The sequence below is a fragment of the Microbacterium galbinum genome (assembly GCF_023091225.1).
Classification (GTDB): domain Bacteria; phylum Actinomycetota; class Actinomycetes; order Actinomycetales; family Microbacteriaceae; genus Microbacterium; species Microbacterium galbinum.
In genome coordinates this window covers 486,538-504,592 of the sequence record NZ_JAHWXM010000001.1, presented here as the reverse complement: position 1 = coordinate 504,592, position 18,055 = coordinate 486,538, and the positions used below count along the sequence as shown (strand labels likewise).

General features: G+C 67.9%; 17 protein-coding genes. 6 read left to right on the top strand and 11 right to left on the bottom strand.

Annotated elements, in window-relative coordinates:
* Positions 1 to 63: 63 nt before the first annotated feature.
* From KZC52_RS02515 to KZC52_RS02505, 3 genes are read right to left on the bottom strand one after another with little or no spacing between them, the layout of a single operon-like run.
* Complete coding sequence (locus tag KZC52_RS02515) at positions 64 to 843, bottom strand: glycerophosphodiester phosphodiesterase family protein (protein ID WP_247622492.1); 780 nt, start codon at positions 841 to 843, stop codon at positions 64 to 66.
* On the bottom strand, positions 840 to 1,766 hold the full coding sequence (locus KZC52_RS02510; RefSeq protein ID WP_247622491.1) for an SPFH domain-containing protein: 927 nt from the start codon (positions 1,764 to 1,766) through the stop codon (positions 840 to 842). The genes KZC52_RS02515 and KZC52_RS02510 overlap by 4 nt, the downstream gene beginning before the upstream one ends.
* An 8-nt stretch (positions 1,767 to 1,774) precedes the next feature.
* Complete coding sequence (locus tag KZC52_RS02505) at positions 1,775 to 2,248, bottom strand: NfeD family protein (RefSeq protein ID WP_247622490.1); 474 nt, start codon at positions 2,246 to 2,248, stop codon at positions 1,775 to 1,777.
* 120 nt (positions 2,249 to 2,368) lie between these two features.
* Between KZC52_RS02505 and KZC52_RS02500 the strand changes: the two genes are divergently transcribed.
* Positions 2,369 to 3,133, top strand: coding sequence for an SDR family oxidoreductase (locus KZC52_RS02500; RefSeq protein WP_247622489.1), 765 nt, complete (start codon positions 2,369 to 2,371; stop codon positions 3,131 to 3,133).
* Between the two features lie 64 nt (positions 3,134 to 3,197).
* On the opposite strand, the gene KZC52_RS02495 is transcribed toward KZC52_RS02500, so the two are convergent.
* Entirely contained in the window at positions 3,198 to 3,794 is a 597-nt protein-coding gene (locus KZC52_RS02495; protein WP_247622488.1) for an HdeD family acid-resistance protein, read from the bottom strand.
* A gap of 100 nt (positions 3,795 to 3,894) precedes the next feature.
* Between KZC52_RS02495 and KZC52_RS02490 the strand changes: the two genes are divergently transcribed.
* Genes KZC52_RS02490 through KZC52_RS02480 form a run of 3 tightly spaced genes read left to right on the top strand, consistent with a single transcriptional unit; the run spans position 3,895 to position 7,174 of the window.
* Positions 3,895 to 4,371, top strand: a complete 477-nt coding sequence (locus KZC52_RS02490; RefSeq protein ID WP_247622487.1) for a helix-turn-helix transcriptional regulator — start codon at positions 3,895 to 3,897, stop codon at positions 4,369 to 4,371.
* Positions 4,372 to 4,376: 5 nt separating this feature from the next.
* The gene (locus KZC52_RS02485) at positions 4,377 to 4,787 is read left to right on the top strand and encodes a VOC family protein (RefSeq protein ID WP_247622486.1); all 411 of its coding nucleotides are present in this window, start codon (positions 4,377 to 4,379) and stop codon (positions 4,785 to 4,787) included.
* 29 nt (positions 4,788 to 4,816) lie between these two features.
* Positions 4,817 to 7,174: an ATP-binding cassette domain-containing protein gene (locus tag KZC52_RS02480; RefSeq protein ID WP_247622485.1), complete on the top strand. Its 2,358-nt coding sequence runs from the start codon at positions 4,817 to 4,819 to the stop codon at positions 7,172 to 7,174.
* Between the two features lie 24 nt (positions 7,175 to 7,198).
* Here the strand turns inward: KZC52_RS02480 and KZC52_RS02475 are convergent, their stop codons facing one another.
* Complete coding sequence (locus KZC52_RS02475) at positions 7,199 to 8,047, bottom strand: class I SAM-dependent methyltransferase (RefSeq protein ID WP_247622484.1); 849 nt, start codon at positions 8,045 to 8,047, stop codon at positions 7,199 to 7,201.
* A 50-nt stretch (positions 8,048 to 8,097) separates the two neighbouring features.
* Between KZC52_RS02475 and KZC52_RS02470 the strand changes: the two genes are divergently transcribed.
* Together KZC52_RS02470 and KZC52_RS02465 are read left to right on the top strand one after the other, a co-directional pair.
* Positions 8,098 to 8,718 (top strand): hypothetical protein, encoded by a 621-nt coding sequence (locus KZC52_RS02470; RefSeq protein ID WP_247622483.1) that lies wholly within the window; start codon positions 8,098 to 8,100, stop codon positions 8,716 to 8,718.
* Positions 8,719 to 8,807: 89 nt separating this feature from the next.
* Positions 8,808 to 10,136, top strand: coding sequence for an MFS transporter (locus KZC52_RS02465; protein ID WP_247622482.1), 1,329 nt, complete (start codon positions 8,808 to 8,810; stop codon positions 10,134 to 10,136).
* Between the two features lie 25 nt (positions 10,137 to 10,161).
* On the opposite strand, the gene KZC52_RS02460 is transcribed toward KZC52_RS02465, so the two are convergent.
* Genes KZC52_RS02460 through polA form a run of 6 tightly spaced genes read right to left on the bottom strand, consistent with a single transcriptional unit; the run spans position 10,162 to position 18,019 of the window.
* Complete coding sequence (locus tag KZC52_RS02460) at positions 10,162 to 10,980, bottom strand: arginase family protein (RefSeq protein ID WP_247622481.1); 819 nt, start codon at positions 10,978 to 10,980, stop codon at positions 10,162 to 10,164.
* Between the two features lie 47 nt (positions 10,981 to 11,027).
* A complete protein-coding gene (locus KZC52_RS02455; RefSeq protein ID WP_247622480.1) occupies positions 11,028 to 11,777 on the bottom strand; it encodes a formylglycine-generating enzyme family protein in 750 nt (249 codons plus the stop codon).
* Positions 11,774 to 12,529 (bottom strand): SGNH/GDSL hydrolase family protein, encoded by a 756-nt coding sequence (locus tag KZC52_RS02450; RefSeq protein ID WP_247622479.1) that lies wholly within the window; start codon positions 12,527 to 12,529, stop codon positions 11,774 to 11,776. Before KZC52_RS02450 ends, KZC52_RS02455 begins: the two co-directional genes overlap by 4 nt.
* Positions 12,530 to 12,582: 53 nt before the next feature.
* The gene (locus KZC52_RS02445) at positions 12,583 to 13,617 is read right to left on the bottom strand and encodes an LLM class flavin-dependent oxidoreductase (protein ID WP_247622478.1); all 1,035 of its coding nucleotides are present in this window, start codon (positions 13,615 to 13,617) and stop codon (positions 12,583 to 12,585) included.
* 54 nt (positions 13,618 to 13,671) lie between these two features.
* On the bottom strand, positions 13,672 to 15,348 hold the full coding sequence (locus tag KZC52_RS02440) for a DUF885 domain-containing protein (protein WP_247622477.1): 1,677 nt from the start codon (positions 15,346 to 15,348) through the stop codon (positions 13,672 to 13,674).
* Between the two features lie 37 nt (positions 15,349 to 15,385).
* Positions 15,386 to 18,019, bottom strand: a complete 2,634-nt coding sequence (gene polA / locus KZC52_RS02435; protein ID WP_247622476.1) for a DNA polymerase I — start codon at positions 18,017 to 18,019, stop codon at positions 15,386 to 15,388.
* Positions 18,020 to 18,055: the final 36 nt, after the last annotated feature.

Here is an 18,055-nt window from a genome sequence, read left to right as displayed (position 1 = left end):
GTGCGCTTCATCCACGTCTCTGGAAACTCGGCGTTATTCACAGCGGAATCCCAGCGCGGGAGGTTATGAGGGCGACAGCGTGTCGAGGGCGAGGTCGGCGCGATCCGAGACGATCCCATCGACGCCGAGGGCGATGAGTCGGTTCATCTCCGCGGCATCGTTCACGGTCCACACATGCACCTCGACGCCCCGAGCATGCGCGGCGCGGAGCAGCGCGGGAGTGAGCACGGTCAACGGCCCTTGCCGCTCGGGGATTTGCAGGGCGTCGATGTCGCGGAGCACCCGTGCGGGGGAGAGGCGCAGGACGGACAGCGCGCGCACCGTCGCGATGGTTCGGCTTCCCCCCGATGTCGCGGGGCGAAGCGCGGCGCCCGCGCGGAGGACGGCGGCGACGGTCGCGCGCCGGTGGGCATCGGAAAAGCTCGTCACGAGGGTCCGATGCGTGTGATCGGCGAGGATCGGCCCGAGGGGCTCCGCCGCGGCGGCGGTCTTCACGTCGATGTTGAAGCGCACGGTCGGGAACAGGTCTAGGGCCTCGGCGACCGTGAGGAGGCCGCCGTGATCGGCGAAGAGACGGACGAGGTCGCGGGTGCGCACCTCCCGGACTGCTCGGCGGTCGCCGCCGGTCAACCGCTCGAGGGTCGCGTCGTGGAAGAGCACCACGTCGCCGTCGGCCGTTACCTGGCAGTCGGTCTCGACGTACTCCACCCCGGCGGCGTGCGCAGCGGCGAAGGCTGCGGCGGTGTTCTCCCAGACGCCCGAGTCCTCGCCCGCCGCGGTCACGAGACCACGGTGGGCGAGGACTCGGGGATGCCGTGCCTTCGCGAAGTACGGGTGCGTCACACGCCCGGCGGGGGAGTCGGTGCCTGACCGGGCTTCGGCGTGAACGCACTGCCGATGCCCTTGAGTGCTTCCGTGAGTTCGCTCGGGATGATCCACAGCTTGTTGGACTGACCTTCGCTGATCTTCGGCAGCATCTGCAGGTACTGGTAGGCGAGCAGCTTGTCGTCGGGGGCGCCCTGGTGGATCGCCGTGAAGACGTTCTGAATGGCCTCCGCCTCACCCTGCGCTCGCAGGACCGCGGCCTGCTTGTCGCCCTCCGCGCGGAGGATCTCGGCCTGACGTGCACCTTCGGCCTCGAGGATCGCGGACTGCTTCGTTCCCTCAGCGGTGAGGATCGCGGCGCGACGGTCACGCTCGGCGCGCATCTGCTTCTCCATCGAGTCCTGGATCGAGATGGGCGGATCGATCGCCTTCAGCTCGACGCGGCCCACGCGGATGCCCCACTTGCCGGTCGCCTCGTCGAGGACGACGCGCAGCTGACCGTTGATGTTGTCGCGGCTCGTGAGCGCCTCTTCGAGGTTGAGTCCACCGACGACGTTACGGAGCGTCGTGGTCGTGAGCTGCTCGACGGCGCCGAGGTAGTTCGCGATCTCGTAGGTCGCGGCCCGGGCATCCGTCACCTGGAAGTAGACGACGGTGTCGATGGAGACGACCAGGTTGTCCTCGGTGATCACGGGCTGGGGCGGGAAAGAGACGACCTGCTCGCGCATGTCGATCAGGGGGCGCAGTCGGTCGATGAACGGCACCAGGATGTTCAGACCGGGGGTGAGGGTCTTGTGATAACGGCCGAGCCGTTCCACGACCCCGGCCGTGGCCTGCGGAATGATGCGGATGGAACGCGCGACGGTCACCACCACGAAGATGATGACCGCGATCGCGAGGATCCAGAGGATCGCGGTGGGGATGAACGAGGCGTCGTTCACGGAGTCTCCTAGTCGTTGACGGGACGGACGATGGCGGTGGCGCCGTTGATCGCCGTCACGGCGATCGGCGATCCCTGGGGGATCGGTACGGGCGTGGCGGAGCGAGCGGTCCAGGTGTCGCCGTTGCTGAGCTTGACCTGTCCGGAGATCTGCGTGATGTCGTGGAGTGCGGTTCCCCGGAGGTCGAGGAGAGCATCGACGTTCGACTTGGTCGGATCCTCGCCGCGCCGCAGCCGCCGGAGAAGCGGCGGTCGCAGGAAGAGGATGAACAGCGCCGCGGCTGCCGCGGCGACGATCACCTGCGCCCAGACCGGGATGCCGACCAGATCGGTGAGCAGACCGATGGCGCTGCCGAAGCTGAGCATCAGGAACGTGAAATCGAGCGTGAGCATCTCGATCACGAGGAACGCGGCGATCAGGACCAGCCAGCCGATCCAGGCCCATTGGTCGATGAACTGTACGAAAGTCGAGACGGTGTCCATGCGGCCTCCTTAGCGGTCAACCTATCACGGGGCCCGACGCCGTATCGGGCGGCGCGGGGCGCTCTTGATAGTCTGAGTTGCCGCGTCATCGCGGCGTTTCACGCACCATGAGGAGTCACCGTGACCGCTGTTCTTCCCGCAGGATCTCTCGACGGCAAGGTCGCCCTTGTCACCGGCTCGTCGCGGGGGATCGGCGCCGACACCGTGCGCTACCTGGCGGAGGCCGGGGCGGATGTCGTCATCAACTTCCGCAACAAGGCCCCGCGCGCCGAGAAGCTCGCCGGTGAGCTGCGCGAGCTCGGACGCCGCGCGCTCGTCGTCGGTGCCGACCTGACCGACCCCGCGTCGGTCGCGGCGATGTTCGACGCCGTCACCAACGAATACGGTCGTCTCGACGTGCTCGTGCTGAACGCCTCCGGCGGCATGGAATCCGGCATGGCCGAGGACTACGCCCTCGCGCTCAACCGCGACGCGCAGCTCAACGTGCTCCGCGCAGCCGAACCGCTCCTGGGCGAGGGCGCGCGCGTGGTCTTCGTGACGAGCCACCAGGCGCACTTCATCCGTACCACCCCGACCATGCCCGAGTACGAGCCGGTCGCTCTGTCGAAGCGCGCCGGCGAGGATGCGCTGCGTGAGCTCATTCCCGGCCTCGCCGAGAAGGGCATCGGCTTCACGGTCGTCTCCGGCGACATGATCGAGGGCACGATCACGGCGACGCTGCTCGAGCGTGCGAACCCCGGAGCGATCGCCGAGCGTCGCGAATCCGCGGGCAAGCTCTACAACGTCTCGGAGTTCGCGGCCGAGGTCGCTCAGGCGGCCGTCGATCCCGTCCCCGCCGACAACACCCGCCTCGTCGGCGACGTGAGCGCGTTCGTCGCCGAGTAGCACCCGCACGCGAATCGGCCCCGTGCTCCACCTCGGAGCACGGGGCCGATCTGCAGTGCGGATGTCAGTGCGCGGCGTCCTCCTGGACGGCGGCCGTGAACTCCTTGGCGTCCTTTCCGAGCGTGATGGCCCGGACGATCTGCACGATGCCGAGCGCGACGAGCGAGATGCCGAGGATCAGCCAGAAAGCGAACCCGGCCACGAGCGGCGAGAACAGCACGATGATCCCGGCCACGATGCTGAGGAGCGCGTACAGGAGGGTCCACACGCGCGAGCCGTCCTGACCGAGCAGGCTCAGGGCCACCACGCCGTCGACGATCCAGCTGATGCCGATGAAGATGACGACGACGAAGGCGAGAGCAGCCGCGGCCGCGCCGAGGTTCGCGAAGGCGATGATGCCGGCGACGATGTAGAGCAGGCCGAGGAGGATGTGCCCGACGCGCGACCAGCCGCCGCGGGCGCCCGAGAAGATGCCGAGGCCGATGTAGACGAGACCCGCGACGACGAGGTAGGCGGCGAAGATCGCCGTGACGACGACGGCGGACTTCACGGGCCAGACCAGCAGCACGATGCCGGCGATGAGGGCGAGGACGCCCGAGACGGCGAGCGTGATGCGGATCGACTTGAACAGCGATTTCGCTTCGGAGAGTGGTGCGGACATGGGGGACCCTTTCTGAGAGAATCCTGTGTGGATGACCTCAGAGTAGCGCCGTCCATCCTCGCCGTGGGGCTCATCTCGTGAGGGGACGTCGCGCAGGGTCATGCGCCGATGCGGGGCGTCATGGCAGGATCTACACGTGACTCCCGACGTGGATGCTCGCCTGCGCGAGCTGGTGTCGATGCGTAAGGTGCGGGACCGCATCGACCGCGACTACGCGAAGCCTCTCGACGTGGAGGCTCTCGCTGCCGGGGTGCACCTGTCTGTCGGGCACCTCAGCCGCCGGTTCCGGGAGACCTACGGCGAGTCTCCGTACTCGTATCTCATGACGCGCCGGATCGAGCGGGCGATGGCTCTGCTCCGGCGCGGGGACCGTTCGGTCACCGAGGTGTGCTTCGAAGTCGGCTGCTCGTCGCTGGGCACGTTCAGCAGTCGTTTCACGGAGCTGGTGGGTGTCCCACCCAGCGTGTACCGTGAACGCGCCGCCCACGTCGACGGGATCCCCGTCTTCCAGGCCAAGCAGGTCACCCGGCCGATCAGGAATCGAGAAGCGCCGCCCCGCGACGCCCACCTAGCGTGAACACCATGAAGATCAGCATCCACTACGCCTTCCTCCCGCACACAGACGCCGACGCGGCTCTCGCCTTCTATCGCGACGCCCTCGGCTTCGAGGTGCGCAACGACGTCGGATACGACGGCATGCGCTGGCTCACCGTCGGTCCCGCGAACCAGCCGGAGACCTCGATCGTGCTCCACCCGCCGGCGACCGACCCCGGTCTGACCGACGACGAGCGCCGCACGGTGCTCGAGCTCATCGCGAAGGGCAGCTACGGGGCGCTCACGCTCGCCAGCGACGACCTCGACGCCCTCTTCGAGCGGCTCGTCGAGAGCGGCGCCGACGTCGTGCAGGAGCCGATGGATCAGCCGTACGGCGTGCGCGACTGCGCCTTCCGCGACCCCTCGGGCAACCTGCTCCGTATCAACCAAGCCGGCTGAGAGATCAGCCTCGTCTCCGAAGGATGCCGATGACCACCGTCGACCACCCCGCTGACAGCCACGACCTCATCCGCGTTCAGGGTGCACGTGAGAACAACCTCAAGGACGTCAGCGTCGACATCCCGAAAAGACGGCTGAGCGTCTTCACCGGCGTTTCGGGATCGGGCAAGAGCTCGCTCGTCTTCGACACCATCGCCGCGGAGTCCCGCCGGATGATCGACGAGACCTACAGTGCCTTCGTCCAGGGGTTCATGCCCTCGGTTCCACGGCCGGACGTCGATGTGCTCGAAGGTCTGACGACGGCGATCATCGTCGATCAGGAGCGTCTGGGGGCGAACCCGCGCTCGACGGTGGGCACCGTGACCGATGCGAACGCGATGCTGCGCATCCTCTTCAGCAAGCTCGGCACCCCCTACATCGGCGGACCGACCGCCTTCTCCTTCAACATCCCCACGCAGCGCGCGAGCGGGGTGATGACCGGCCCCGGCGGTGAGAAGAAGATCGTGAAGGACGCGATCTACCTCGGTGGCATGTGCCCGCGGTGCGAGGGCAGGGGAGCGGTGTCCGACCTCGACCTCGCGCAGATCGTCGACGAGTCCAAGTCCCTCGACGAGGGCGCCATCATGGTGCCGGGGTACACGGCGGACGGCTGGATGGTGAAGGGGTTCTCGCAGTCCGGGTTCTATCCCGGTGACAAGCCCATCGCCCAGTTCTCCGAGAAGCAGCGCCAGCTGTTCCTCTACGGAGAGGTGACGAAGGTCAAGATCGCCGGGATCAACATGACCTACGAGGGACTGATCCCGAAGATCACCAAGTCGATGCTGTCGAAGGACCTCGATGCCCTGCAGCCGCACGTCCGTGCGTTCGTCGAGAGGGTCGCCACCTTCGCGGTGTGCCCGGAATGCGATGGGACCCGTCTGACGGAGGGGGCGCGGTCGTCGAAGATCGACGGCATCAGCATCGCGGATGCCTGCCGCATGCAGGTCACGGATCTCGCTGGATGGGTGCGCGGGCTCGACCTCCAGGGCGCGGGACCGCTGCTCGAAGCCCTGAGCGCGAACCTCGACGCCTTCGTCACCCTCGGGCTCGGGTATCTGAGTCTGGAGCGCCCGTCGGGCACGCTGTCCGGGGGAGAGGCGCAGCGCATCAAGATGCTCCGCCACCTCGGCTCGTCGCTGACCGACGTGACCTACGTGTTCGACGAGCCGACGATCGGCCTGCATCCGCACGACATCCAGCGGATGAACGGCCTGCTACTCAAACTGCGCGACAAGGGCAACACTGTGCTCGTGGTCGAGCACAAGCCCGAGACGATCGTGATCGCCGACCACGTCGTCGATCTCGGCCCGGGCGCGGGCAGCGCCGGCGGCGAGATCTGCTTCCAGGGCACGGTCGACGGGCTCAAGAGCAGCGGGACGCGTACGGGGGAGCACCTCGACGACCGCGCCGTGCTCAAGGACGCGGTGCGCGCGGCGGACGGGGCGATCGAGGTGCGCGGTGCGACCGCGAACAACCTCCAGAACGTGGACGTCGATATCCCCACGGGTATCCTGACGGTCGTCACGGGTGTCGCCGGCTCCGGGAAGAGCTCACTGATCCACGGCTCCGTCTCGAAACTCGATGGAGTCGTGGCGATCGACCAGGGTGCGATCAAGGGTTCGCGTCGGAGCAATCCCGCCACCTACACCGGGCTGCTCGAGCCGATCCGCAAGGCGTTCGCGAAGGCCAATGGCGTCAAGCCGGCGCTGTTCAGCGCGAACTCCGAAGGTGCGTGCCCGACCTGCAAGGGCGCCGGTGTCATCATCACCGAGCTCGGCTTCATGGACACGATCGAGACACCGTGCGAGGACTGCGGGGGAAAGCGCTTCCAGGCCGCGGTTCTCGAGTACAAACTGGCGGGCAAGGACATCACCGAGGTGCTCGACCTGCCGGTGTCCGAAGCGCGGGTGTTCTTCTCGGAGGGTGACGCCAAGATCCCCGCGGTGACGGCGATCCTCGGCCGGCTGGACGACGTCGGTCTCGGGTATCTCTCGCTCGGACAGCCGCTCTCGACCCTGTCCGGCGGTGAGCGTCAGCGCATCAAGCTGGCGATCCAGATGGGGGAGAAGGGCGACGTCTACGTGCTCGATGAGCCGACGACCGGTCTCCACCTCGCTGATGTGCAGAAGATCCTCGGGCTCCTCGACCGTCTCGTCGAGTCGGGCAAGACCGTGATCGTGATCGAGCACCACCAGGCGGTGATGGCTCACGCGGACTGGATCCTCGACATCGGTCCCGGCGCCGGGCACGACGGCGGCCGTGTGGTGTTCGAAGGCACGCCCGCGGATCTCGTGGCAGAACGCTCGACGCTCACCGGCGAGCATCTCGCGGCCTACGTCGGGGTGTGATCCCCGACGAGCGGAACCGATATATCAGTCCCGTCGAGCGATGATCGTGTAGGTGCAGGGGAGCAGATCGCGCTGGGCTTCCGGCCATGCGTATCCTCCGGGCACCTCCACCATCCGCGGGCTGAATCGCCAGGGGAGTGTGCGGCCTTCATCGACGTGCACGATGCGCAGGCCCGCACCGAGAAGGGCGCCCAGGATCTCGGCGATCGAGTGCGGCCACTCGTAGGTGCGCGTGTGCGACACGGTGCCGTCGCCCGCGTAGGTGCTCGCGTCGTCCCAGACCTGCGCCGTCCCGTCGCCGAAGTACCGATAGCGCGCGGTGAGCGTCTCCGCGTCCTCGTCGAGCGCGTACAGCGCAGGATGCCCGTCGCGGATGAAGAACGTCCCGCCGGGGCGCAACAGCTCCTGGATCTGCTGGGCCCAACGGTCCAGATCGGAGAGCCAGCAGACCGTCCCGATGCTCGTGTAGACGACATCGAAGTCACCGGACACCGCGGCCCGGGCATCGAGCACGTCGGTTTCGACCCACTCGGCGTCGACGCCGTGCTCCTCGGCGAAGGCTCGTGCGGTCTCCAGGGCCGGCGCCGAGAAATCGACGCCGGTGACTCGTCGCGCACCGGCGCGCGCCAGCGAAACGGTGTCGGTGCCGATGTGGCACTGCAGGTGGCACACGTCGAGCCCGACGATGGATCGTGCGGGCAGGAAACGTTCGAGCACCGGGACGTCGTGGCGGATGACATCGCTGAGGTGCTCGGGGTCGTCGAACGACTCGCGCTCGTACGACACCGCGTGCAGCGGCACGCGGTCGTCCCAGTTCTCACGATTGGCCTCGCGCGCCGCCGACCAGTCGATCTCCACGTGTTCGCCGTTCATGGGGAATCAGCCTAGCGAAGCGGATTCCGTTATAACCGATAATGCACATTATGTCAGATCAACCCAGGATCGAGGGATGGCGACTTCTCCCCGTCGTGGAGAAGGACGCGCGCCGTACGTGTGTGGTTGACTGGCTCGCGGTTCACATTCGTATGCCGATGCGTCCGCTCATTCCACGGGGGAAGAAGATGAAACGTCAGATCGCAGCCTGGACCATTGTCGTCGTCGCGCTTCTCGGAATCACCGGATGCTCGGGCGCGCCCGCTGCCGAGTCCTCAAGCGGTCAGGCAACCGTCGACGAGAGTTCGGCTCCCGTTGAGCGGGACTCCGCACAGTCGGTGGCGGACGCGTGTGCATCCGTGCGCACTCAAGTCTCTGGAGTGGCTTCGGAGCTATCTGGGCTGGATATGAGTGCCGCTATGGCTGACCCGGAAGGCACGGTGACGAAGATCACGGAGACCGTTGACGCCTTCGCGGCGGCTACGGAGTCCATCGGTAACCAGGAAGTCGGGAACGCGGTCTCCGCGCTTCGTACCGATCTCGCCTCTCTCCGAGACTTGCTCAAGCGCGTCCTCGTTGACAAGGACGCGTCTGCGGCCGCCGAGGCGACATCGCTCTCCTCCGATGTTCAGGAGTCCATGCAGGTGCTCGCGACGCTCTGCGCCGGCTGAGCACCCAGATCCTCGGGGCCCGGCGAGCGATTGCGCGCCGGGCCCCGTCGTCTGCGTCGAGGCCGCGGTGACGCGAGTAGCGTGGAAGGGTGACGCACTCTCCCCTCTCCCCCGTCTCGAACCCCGGGTGGCGAGCCTGGCTGATCTGGTCGGTGGGCGTCGCGGCCTACGTCGTCGCCATCACGAACCGCACGTCGTTGGGCGCCGTCGGCGTCGACGCGGCCGATCGTTTCCAGGCGGATGCCTCGACCCTCGCGCTCTTCGCGGTCGTGCAGCTCGCGGTGTACGGGGGTATGCAGATCCCGATCGGTGTACTCCTCGACCGGTACGGCTCGCGTCCGATCATCACGATCGGGATGTTCCTGATGGCGGCGGGTCAGTTGGTGATGGCCTTCTCCCCCAGCATCGGCATCGCGATCTTCGCCCGTGTGCTGCTGGGTGCCGGAGATGCGGCCGTCTTCCCCGCGGTGCTCCGATTGGTCGCGGTGTGGTTCCCCGCCCAACGCGGTCCCGTGATGGTGCAGTTCACGGGCATCATCGGACAGGCGGGGCAACTGGTGGCGCTCGTCCCTCTGGCCGCTCTCCTGCACGCCACGAGCTGGACGATCACATTCGGGAGTATCGCCGGGCTGGGCGTGCTCTTCACGATCCTCGTCGCTCTGGTCATCCGCAACCGCCCCGCCGAGCAGGACACCGATGTGACGGTGAACACCGACACCGGAGTGGTGCGCGTGGTGACCTCGGCGATCGACACCGGTGTCGGCATCCGCGCCGCTTGGGCGCACCCGGGAACAAGGCTCGCGTTCTGGTCGCACTTCACGACTCCGTTCGCGGGTACGGCGTTCATCCTGCTCTGGGGGATGCCGTTCCTCACTGCCGCGCAAGGTCTCACGGCGGCACATGCCGCGGGACTCATATCCGTATATGTCGTTGCCGGCATGATCTTCGGTCCGATCATCGGAGACCTCTCACGCCGACTCCCGAACCATCGGTCCCTCGCCCTCGTGCTCCCCGCGGTGGGACTGCAACTGATCGCGTGGTGCGCGGTGATCGCATTGCCCGAGTCCGCACCGATCTGGTTGCTCTACGTTCTCGCGATCGCTCTCGCGACTGGTGGCCCGGCGTCGATGATCGCCTTCGACCACGCCCGCACTCATAACCCCTCGCACCGACTGAGCACCGCCACGGGCGTCACGAACGCGGGAGGTTTCATCGCCGCGCTCATCGCGATCTTCCTGATCGGACTGCTGCTCGACCTCCAGGGCGCGGGCACGCCCGAGACCTATTCTCTCGACGCGTTCCGCATTGCCTTCCTCGCGCCGATCCCGCTCTGGATCATCGGATGCGTGTTCATCGTGATCGAGCGCAAGCGCACGCGGGTCCGGATGGGACTCGACCCGGAGAGACGTCGCCGCTAGACGCGTCGCCTCTGAACGCTCGACCTCAGACGGCGCGGAGCAGCGGGAGGAAGGTCTCGAGGATGAGCTCGACGCTCACGTGTTCGGGTACCTCGGTGTCACCGGCCTCGAACTCGGCGAGTTCGATCCCGCGGACGGAGCCCGCGGGGAGCGCCGCGAAGATCGCCGCGATCTGGTGCGGCAGCATGCCCTCCCCCACTCGGTAGGCAGCGGGGATGTATCCCGGCTCGAGCACGTCCCAATCGACGTGGATCCAGACGGGCCGGCCGTCGATGAGCTCGAGAACGCGCTCGGGCGTGCTGTCGGCGGGGGCGAGAACGCGCACTCCGGCGCCGGCGAGGAGTTCGCCTTCGGCCGGATCGATGTCACGGCCGCCGACGACGATCACCTGCGTCGGGTCGATCCCCGCGCCGTGTCCGCTGTCCCACAGTCCGCAAGCCGCGGCGAGCACCATGCCGCCGAGATAACCGGAATCGGTCGTGTCGGGCGTGTTGAAGTCGCCGTGCGCATCGATCCAGAGCACGACGGCATCCGGGTGCCGCTCCGCGACGGTCGGGAGTGTGCCGAGGCTCGCGGCGCACGTGTTGGTCGCGAGCAGCGGGACGGTCCCGGCGTCGATGGCGCCGGCGACCGCGTCCCGCAGGCCGTGCAGCGTGTCGTTCGCTTCGGGAAGAGCCGTGCTCCAGTCGTCGGTGCGGGAGGGACTCGGCGTGCCGATCGTCGTCGCAGGGGTCCGGAGCAGCGTAGACAGTGCATCGCCGACGCGACGTGCGCCCACGAGTGCGCCGTGCGTGTGGTCGGCCACGCGGCCCTGGGAGACGATGAGAGAGAACGCTGCAGGCACCCTCCCACTCTCCCACGCGGCGCGGATGAGGGCCAAAACCGTCCCCGTCACCGCTTTCGTGGCGTCCATCCCGACGGCGAGGTGCCGTCCTGCAGCGCCCGTTCGCGGTCGACCGCGTCGGACCAGCCCTGCGCAGCTCCGTCGCCATCGAAGCCGCCGCGCGCGACGCGCATCCCCACATCGGGGTGATGCATCCGAGGGGCTCCGCCGCGGCGGACCGAGGCGCGCACACTCCAGGCGTCGTCGGCGAAGCCGCCCCCGCGGAACGTGCGGTACTCGTCGTAGCGTGCGGGGTCGAGCAGGTCCCAGCACCACTCCCACACGTTGCCGAGGGTGTCGAACAGGCCGTACAGGTTCGGGATCTTGCCGCCGACCGGTTGCGGGGTCGTCACGCCATCGGCGGCTGTCCAGGCGGCATCCGCGAGCGGCGCGTAGTGGGGGCCGACGGACCCCGCCCGGCACGCGAACTCCCACTCCGCCTCCGTGGGCAGCCGGAACCCCTCGGACGAGACGTCCCAGCTGACGCCCTCCCCGTCGAACAGATAGGCGTGCTCGAGCCCTTCCCACTCCGAGAGCGCGTTGCAGAAGTGCACGGCCCGCAGCCAGCTGATGTCGGTCGCCGGTCGGCGGGGATGCGGAGCGGCCGCGTCCAGCACCTCGGCCATCTGCTCCTGGGTCACCGGGTAGACACCGATCTCGAAGGACTCGAGATCCACCGGACGCTGCGTCTTCGTGCGCGCATCCTGCAGCACGATCGAACCGCCGGGAATGCGGCGCAGTTCGATGTCGCTCGTCACCCCGGAGTCCGCTCGGTCCACACCGGGTACTTCGCGGTCCGGCCATCGCCCGACGACGTGCGCGTGACCCGACGCCGGACCCAGGGGCCGACGTGCTGTCGGTAATAGGCGAGCCCGCTCGGTCCCGCTCCCCCGCGCTCGCTCGGTGCCCACCAGGTCTCGGGCGGTTCGTACCCCAGCGCATGCAGCACGCGCGCTGCGACCCGATGATGGCCCGCGGCATTCATGTGCAGGCGGTCCTCGGACCAGTACGCGCTCTGCGCGAGTTCCCGATCGGGCCAGTTCAGGGCGCGCACCACGTCGGGGCGATCGGCGACGCGTCGCAGCACCGCCTCGGAGAGCTGATCTCCGCGGCGCTGGATCAGGGACCCCATCGGAAGCTGTCCACTGGGGTTCGCGCCGGAGAGCAGGATCATCGTGACGCCCTCCTCGTCGCATCGGCGGAGAACGCGGCTGAACGCGTCGGCGATGTGCTCGAGGTCGGTGCGCGGTCGGAGCATGTCGTTGCCCCCGCCGTTGAACGACAGATGCGTGGGGCGCAGCGCCAGAGCGGGTTCGAGCTGCTGCTCGACGATCGGCCACGCGAGTTTGCCGCGGATCGCGAGATTCGCGTACTGGATCGGATGCCCCGCCGCATCGGCCCACCCCTGGGCGGCGATGTCGGCCCACCCGCGCTCTCGGCCGTCGGGAAGAACATCGCCGACCCCCTCGGTGAAGGAGTCCCCGATCGCCACGAAACGCACGTCTGCCATCGGACAAGCCTATTCCTGCGGGACCGGACCCCGTACCGATCCCGCAGGCCCGATCAGGCGCGCTTGTCGAGCAGAGCGCGCACGCGCGGGATGACCTCGCTGCCGTAGAGCTCGATGCTGCGCATCATCGCCTCGTGCGAGAGCGTTCCGGTGGCGTACTTCAGGTCGAATCGGCCCAGCCCGAGGGTGGTGATCGTGTCGGCGATCTTCGCGGCCACCCGGTCGGGCGAACCGGCGTAGATCGCCCCCTCCGGCCCGATGTCGTTCTGGAAGCGGGCACGGCTGTATGCGGGCCAGCCGCGTTCCTTGCCGATCGTGTTGTTCATCGCCTCGAAGCCCGAGTACGCGGCGTCCCATGCCTCCGCATCGGTGTCGGCGATGTGGCCGGGCGAATGAACGGCGATCGGGTGCTTCGTCGTTCCGAAGGAGTCGACCGAGCGGTGATACAGATCGACGAACGGCCGGAATCGCGCGGCAGGACCGCCGATGATGGCGAGCATGAGACCGAGTCCGTGGCGTGCGACGCGCACCACGGACTCCGGGCTGCCGCCCACGCCCACCCAGGTCCGCAGACCCCTCTCCGTCTTCGGGAACACATCCGCGTTCTCGAGCGACGCGCGCATGGACCCGGACCAGGTCACCGGCTGCTCCTTCAGGAGCTCGACGAAAAGCTCGAGCTTCTGCTCGAACAGTGCGTCATAGTCGCGGAGGTCGAAACCGAACAGCGGGAAGGACTCGATGAACGAGCCGCGACCGAGCACGACCTCCGCGCGACCGTTCGACACGGCATCGAGGGTCGAGAACCGCTCGAACACGCGCACGGGGTCGTCGGACGACAGAACCGTGACCGCCGTGCCGAGGCGGATGTTCTCGGTGCGCGCGGCGATCGCCGAGAGCACCATCTCGGGAGCCGACACCGCGAACTCCTTGCGGTGGTGCTCCCCCACCCCGAAGAAGTCGACGCCCACGGCATCCGCCATCTCTGCCTGCGCGATGACGTTGCGGATCGTCTGGGCGCCGCTGAGGAGGGTGCCCTCGGCGTCGCGGGTGATGTCGCCGAACGTGTCCAGTCCGAATTCGATGCTCATGTCATGCCTTCCTATTCAGGTGAATGAACATCGCCGGAGCATCGGACATTCCCGTCATCGCGGAAGCAGCACACCACGCAGGGTGTCGAGACCGACGCCTCCGATGTCGAGCGCACGCTTGTGGAATGCCTTGAACGAGAAGTCCTCGCCCTCCTGCTGCTGAACGGCCTCGCGCACCTGCTCCCAGATGCGCTGTCCGACCTTGTACGACGGAGCCTGCCCCGGCCAGCCCAGGTACCTGTTGACCTCGAACTGCACGAACTGGTCGGACATGTTGACGTTCTGGCGCATGAACTCGAGCGCGTAGTCGGCATCCCACACGCCCGTTCCGTCGAGACGCGGCTTACCGAGGTGCACGCCGATGTCGAGCACGACACGTGCCGCACGCATGCGCTGACCATCGAGCATCCCCAGGCGGTCGGCCGGGTCGTCGAGGTAGCCGAGCTGCTCCATCAGGCGCTCGGCGTAGAGCGCCCAGCCCTCGGCGTGACCCGAGGTGCCGGCGAACAGACGGCGCCAGGAGTTGAGCTCGGAACGGTTGTAGACGGCCTGCGCGATCTGCAGGTGATGCCCCGGCACACCCTCGTGGTACACGGTGGTGAGCTCGCGCCAGGTGTCGAACTCCGTCACACCCTCCGGAACGGACCACCACATGCGTCCGGGGCGCGAGAAGTCGTCGGTGGGTCCCGTGTAGTAGATCCCGCCCTCCTGGGTCGGCGCGATCATGCACTCGATCGTGCGGATCGCCTCGGGGATGTCGAAGTGCGAGGCGGCGAGTTCGGCGACGGCGCGGTCGCTCGTCTCCTGCATCCAGCGCTGCAGCGCATCGGTGCCGACCAGCTTGCGCGCGGGATCGGCCTCGAGATGCGCCACGGCTTCTTCGACCGTGGATCCCGGCAGGATCTCGTTCGCGATCGCCGTCTGCTCGGCGACCATCCGGGCGAGTTCCTCGCGTCCCCACTCGTAGGTCTCGTCGAGGTCGATCGTGGCTCCGAGGAATCGGCGCGAGTTGAGCGCGTAGAGCTCGCGACCGACCGCGTCGACCTCGGTGGCCTCGGGCACGAGTTCCTCGGCGAGGAACCGTCGCAGTTCGCCGTATGCGACGCGGGCGGCGGCCGAGTTGTCGGCCAGGGTGCGCGCGAGGGATGCCGGAAGCTGGCCGCTCTCGGGCGTGGCATCGGCCACGAAAGCGGCGAAGAAGCCGTCATCAGCCGTGTACCGGTCGATCTGGGTCGCCACCTCGACGACCTGTCGGCGGGCCGGCGTCACTCCGCGCGCGATGCCCTCGCGCAGTGTCTCGGTGTAGCCGCGCAGCGCGTCGGGCACCGCGGCGAGGCGCGTGGCGATCACCGACCAGTCGTCGGCGGATGCCGTGGGCATGAGGTCGAAAGCCGAACGCACGTCCTGCGCCGGCGAAGCGATGACGTTGAGGTCGCGCAGATGCCAATTCGCCTCGTGCAGTTCCAGCTCGAGACGCAGCTCGGCGCCGAGGTCGGCCTTCGTGACCTCGTCGATCGTGTCGACCGGCTCGAGGGCCGTGAGCGCGTCGAGCGTCTGCCGTGTGGCCGCTGCGATCGCCTCGTGGCCGGCCGGACTCAGATCGCCGAAGCGGTCGTTGACCTCGTCGCGCCCGATGTAGGTGCCGAGCGTCGGAGCCAGCTCGACCAGAGTGTCGACCCAGTCCTCGGCGACCTTGTCGATGGTGGTGGGAGTGCGCGGGATGGAAGTCATGCGATCCACACTAATCCTCGGACGCCGCCGCCCGTGGTCAGTGTGCGGCCTCGTTCCAGTCGTGCCCGCGACCCACCTGCACGTCGAGCGGCACCGACAGATCCGCGGCGTCGCCCATGCGCGTGCGCACGATGCGCTCGGCGGCATCCCACTCCCCCGGGGCGACCTCGAGCACGAGCTCGTCGTGGATCTGCAGCAGCACCCGCGAGCGGAGCCCTTCGCGGCGGATGTCGTCGTGGATGTGGAACAGCGCGATCTTCATGATGTCGGCGGCGCTGCCCTGGATCGGGGCGTTCAGCGCCGCGCGCTCGGCGTTCTCCCGCAGCACGCGGTTCGGGCTGGCGAGGTCGGGGAACGGGCGACGGCGTCCGAAGATCGTCTCGGTGTAGCCGACCTCCTTGGCCGCGAGAACGGAGGCGCGCAGGTAGTCACGCACGGCGCCGAAGCGCGCGAAGTACTCGATCATGAGCTGCTTCGCCTCGGACTGCTCGATACGCAGCTGCTTCGAGAGGCCGAACGCCGAGAGGCCGTAGACCAGGCCGTACGACATCGCCTTGACCTTGGTGCGCATCGCGGCGGTGACATCGCCCGGCTCGACCCCGAACACCCGAGCGCCGACGAACCGGTGGAGGTCCTCTCCGCTGTTGAAGGCTTCGATCAGGCCCTCATCGCCCGACAGATGCGCCATGATGCGCATCTCGATCTGGGAGTAGTCGGCCGTGAGCAGCGCTTCGTAGCCGTCGCCGACCTGGAACGCGCTGCGGATGCGCCGCGATTCCTCTGTGCGCACCGGGATGTTCTGCAGATTCGGGTCGGTGCTCGAGAGCCGCCCGGTCTGGCTTCCGGTCTGCACGTAGGTCGTGTGGATGCGCGCGTCGTCGCCGATCGCCGTGTCGAGCGACTCGATGATCTGACGCAGCTTGGTGGCCTCGCGGTGCTGCAGCAGCAGGTTGAGGAACGGGTGCGGGTTCGACTCCTGCAGGTCGGCGAGCACGGCGGCATCCGTCGAGTAGCCCGTCTTCGTCTTGCGCGTTTTGGGCAGCTGGAGATCTTCGAAGAGAACCTCCTGCAGTTGCTTGGGCGAGCCGAGGTTGAACTCGCGGCCGACGATGCCGAACGCCTCCTGAGCGATGCCCTCGGCGCGGGTCGCGAGTTCGCCGGAGAACGTCGACAGCACCTCGTGGGAGACCGCGACCCCGGCCAGTTCCATGTCGGCCAGCGCGAGCAGCGTGGGCAGCTCGATGTCGGTCAGCACGGCGGCCACCGACTCGGGGATGTCGTCGCGCAGCGCGGTCGCGACGCGCAGTGCGAACCACGCCTCCTGCGCGGGAGTCGCCCCCTCGGTCTCGGGCACGAGCTGAGACGGGTCGGCCTCGGGGAGCTTCTCACCGAGGTAGCGCTCGACCAGGTCGCCGAGAGTCTTGTCGGGGAAGCTCGGTCGCAGGAGCCAGCCGGCGAGGCTCGTGTCGTACGCGAGGCCGCCGAGGCGGATGCCTGCTCGGTTCAGCGCCTTCAGCTGACCCTTGGCGTCGTGCAGGACCTTGGGACGATCGGACTCGAGCCAGGAGCGCAGCTCGTCGGCCGCGGCATCCGTCCAATCGGTCTCGCGAAGCTCGGAGTCGGAAGCGACCCCCAGACGCACCGGAAGCCCGCTCTGCGTGAGCACACGGAGTGAGAGCTCGCCCTGCACGGCTTCCGCCCACGTCGCGAGTTCGCCAGCCACCACCTGCTGCGGAACCGGCAGCTCGACCACCGCGGCCGGGTCTTCGGCGACCTCGCCGGCGCCGACGGCTTCGAACACGCGCGGCAGCAGTGTGCGGAACTCGAGGCGCGCGAAGATGTCGCGCACGGCCTGCGCGTCGATGGGAGCGACTGCCAGATCGTCGGGTGAGACGGGGAGCTCGACGTCGGTGAGCAGACGGTTGAGCTTGCGATTGCGGCGCACGTCGTCGATGTGATCGCGCAGGTTCCCTCCCACGACACCCTTGATCTCCTCGGCACGAGCGAGCAGATCGTCGAGCGACCCGAACTGTGTCAACCACTTCACGGCGGTCTTCTCGCCCACCTTGGGCACGCCAGGCAGATTGTCGCTGGTCTCGCCCACGAGCGCGGCGATGTCGGGGTACTGCTCGGGACGTACGCCGTAGCGCTCCTGCACGGTCACCGGGTCGTATCGCTTGAGCTGCGACACGCCCTGCACCGACGGGTACAGCAGCGTGACGTCGTCGTTCACGAGCTGGATGGTGTCGCGATCGCCGGAGACGACGAGCACCTGATAGCCCTGCTCCGCACCCTGCGACGACAGGGTGGCGAGGATGTCATCGGCCTCGATGCCCTCTTTCGTGAGCACCGGGATCGACATCGCCGCGAGGCAGTCCTGCAGCAGCGGGATCTGACCGCGGAACTCCTGCGGCGTCTCGGACCGCGTCGCCTTGTACTCGGGGTACTCATCGGTGCGGAACGAGTGCCGCGAGGTGTCGAACGCGATCGCCATGTGCGTCGGCTGCTCGGCCTTGATCAGGTTCACCAGCATCGACAGGAACCCGTAGATCGCGTTCGTGTGCTGGTTGTCCTTGGTCGTGAAGTTCTCGACCGGCAGCGCGAAGAAGGCGCGATAGGCGAGCGAATGGCCGTCGACGACCATGAGGGTAGGCTTTGCGGAGTCCGTCACCCTGTCAGCCTAACGAGGACCACGGACACGCGCTGA